Annotated in this window: 1 protein-coding gene and 1 pseudogene; both read left to right on the plus strand. The window is 68.7% G+C overall.

From position 1 onward, the window contains the following. Positions 1-138 precede the first annotated feature (138 nt). Positions 139-2,235 carry a serine/threonine-protein kinase gene (locus NU1_RS03350; RefSeq protein WP_371859758.1) on the plus strand — a complete coding sequence of 699 codons (2,097 nt, stop codon included), beginning with the start codon at positions 139-141 and terminating at the stop codon, positions 2,233-2,235. Next, positions 2,232-2,999 (plus strand): annotated as a pseudogene (locus NU1_RS03355) (serine/threonine protein kinase); the annotation flags it as partial. The gene NU1_RS03350 and the pseudogene NU1_RS03355, both read left to right, overlap by 4 nt.

Genomic DNA, 2,999 nt, shown 5'->3' on the forward strand with positions numbered 1-2,999 from the left:
CCCCGCGCTGGAACCGGCCCCGACCAGCCGACCCGTGCTGGAACACGGCCCGACCAGCAGCCACGGGCCGGAACCGAGGTCGACGAATCGACGCGGGCGGGGACCGGATGGGACGAATCCACGCGGGCGGGGGCCGGGATCGACGAACCCACACGGGCCGGATTCGACCTCGACGCCGACAGCACGCGGATGCCGCGAACCCGCGCGGCGGGGGCGCACGGCGGGTTCACGCGGGCAGTGGGGCCCGACCCGACCCGCGCCGCCGACGGCGGCGAGCAGACCGGCCTCGCCGAACCGGCGGGCGACGAGACCCGCACCACCGAGCACGGCAGCACCCAGTGGGATCCGGCCGCCGCGCCGGATACCGGCGAACTCCTCGACCGCATCGAAATCGGCCATCGCATAGACGATTTCGACCTGCTGACCGGCCTGGGTTCGGGTGCGTTCGCGCGCGTCTTCCTCGCCCGGCAGCGGTCCCTGCAACGCCTGGTCGCGGTGAAGATCTCCGCCGACCACGGCACCGAACCGCAAACCCTGGCCCAGCTCGACCACGACTACATCGTGCGGGTTTTCGACCAGCGGTTGATGACCGGGATACGCACCGAGTCGGGGCGGCGGCTGCGGCTGCTGTACATGCAGTTCCTGCCCGGCGGCACACTGCTGGGAGCGCTGCGCTGGGTCCGCGCCACCCCGGCCGCCGAACGCTCCGGGCAGTTACTGCTCGATGCCGTGGACGCCGCCATGGAGGAGAAGGGTGAAATCCGGCCCACCGATTCGAGTGTGCGCGCGGAGCTCGCCGAGCTGAGTTGGCCGGAAACCGTTGCGTGGCTGGGGAGCCGGGTCGCCGAGGCGCTCGAATACGCCGACGGGCACGGCGTCCTGCATCGGGATGTGAAACCGGCGAATATCCTGCTCACCGCCGAAGCGGTACCGAAACTCGCCGACTTCAATATCAGCTTCAGTCGCAATCTGGACGATGCCAGCCCCGTCGCCTACTTCGGTGGCTCGCTGTCGTACATGTCTCCGGAGCAGCTGGAAGCCTGCCACCCGGGCGATTCCCGCTCCGCCGCCGACCTCGACACCCGCGCCGACATATTCTCCCTCGGCGTGGTGCTGTGGGAGTTGCTCACCGGTGCAAAACCTTTCGATGACTCCACCGCCGGGCCCGGCGACCACGGTGACCGCACCACCCTCGAAGCAATGCTCGACCGCAGGCGCGGCGGCGTGGAGGCGGCCGCACTGGAGCGGGTGCCGCCCGACTGCCCCGCCGCCCTGCGGCGGGTCCTGCTGTCGTGCCTCGCACCGGACCGCGACAAACGCTGGAGCAGCGGCGGTGTGCTGGCCAAACAACTGGAGATGTGCCTGGACCAGCGCGCCCGCGATCTGGTGGATCCGCCACCCGACAGCTGGCGCCGGAGGTTGCGCGGGTGGCGCATCGTCATTATCACCCTGGCCATCGGCATCCCGAATACGCTCGCCTCCCTGTACAACATCGGCCACAACGAGGCGCTCATCGTCAGCCGCCTCACCGAGGACGCGCAACGCACGTTCACCCTCGTCACCACCACCGTGAACGGATTGTTCTTCCCGCTCGGCTTAGTGCTGATCACCTATTTGGGCCGCCGCGTGATCACCGTGCCGCACGGGCTCAAACGCGGCCGCGTCTTCGACCCGGAGACGCTGCGGGCGGCCCGTGCCGATGTGCTGCTACTCGGCGAACGTGCTTCGTCGGTGGTGTTCACGCTGTGGGTGTTGGCGGGCATCACCTTTCCGATCTCGCTCCGGCTGGCGACCGGTGAGATTCCCGCGCGCGGCATGCTGCACTTCCTGATTTCCCTGGTGGTGTGCGGGGCCATCGCGGTCGCGTACCCGTACTTCATCGTCACCTTCTTCCTGGTGCGCTGCATCTATCCGATGTTCCTGCGGCACGGCGATATCAGCGCCGACGACGCGGTATGGCTGCACCGGCTCGGCCGCCGCTGCACCAGCTATCTGGCCGTCGCCGCATCCGTGCCGCTACTGGCGGTGGCCGGGGTGACCTTCCTGCCCGCCACCGACATTCCGCACGTGATTGTCGCGGTACGGGTGCTGTGTGTCGGCGGTATCGCGGCATTCGTGGTGGTGTATTGGATGTTCCGGGAGCTGGAGGCCGACCTGAGCGCCCTGGAGCGGGTGGTCGATCCCGGCCGGTCGATACGCGCCGCGCAGGACCGCGACGCGGAGACCGAAACGTGAACGAGTACCCCGCGGCGGCGGTCGCCCGATTCGCCGCCGACTGGGAAGCCGCCCTGCGCGGCGGCCGCTGCGACCCGCCGCGCCTGGACCACTACGTACCAGACGGCCGCGAGGTATACCTGGCGGTCCTCACCGAGCTGGTGCGCATCGACCTGCGACAACGCTGGCAGCGCACCGGCTCCGGTAAGCGAATTGCCGAGTACAGCGAGGAATTTCCCGAGATTGCGGGCAGTCCGCGGTTCGTGGACCTGGTCTGCGAGGAATTCCTGGTGCTCCGTCGCTACCGACCCGTCGATATCGACACCTTCGCCGCCGCATACCCGGAAGCGGCGGAGGAGATCCGGCGGCGATTGAGCGGTGACAGCACCCCCTACTCACCGCCGCAACTGCCCGAGCACATCGAAACAGGGCGTCGCCTGGACGATTTCGACCTACTGACCGATCTGGGCGGGAACGGCCGCAGCCGGGTATTCCTGGCCAGGCAACGGTCCATGCAGCGCCTCGTGGCGGTGCGAGTGGAAGCCGATACCGACGGCGACGGCGGCACCGTCGCCCAGTTGGACCACGAGAACATCGTGCGTGTCTTCGACCAGCGTCGCATCGAGGATGACGGAAAACCGTTGCGGCTGTTGTACATGCAGTACATGCCGGGCGGAACCGTGGCGGGGGTATTGGCGCACCTGCGGGAGAGCGGCGGCCCCTCCGGGGAGACCGTGCCCATGTCGAACGGGGCGACTATCGAGGTTGAAGCCGCGGTGTCGGCA

The sequence above is a fragment of the Nocardia uniformis NBRC 13702 genome (genome assembly GCF_001613345.1).
Lineage (GTDB): Bacteria > Actinomycetota > Actinomycetes > Mycobacteriales > Mycobacteriaceae > Nocardia > Nocardia uniformis.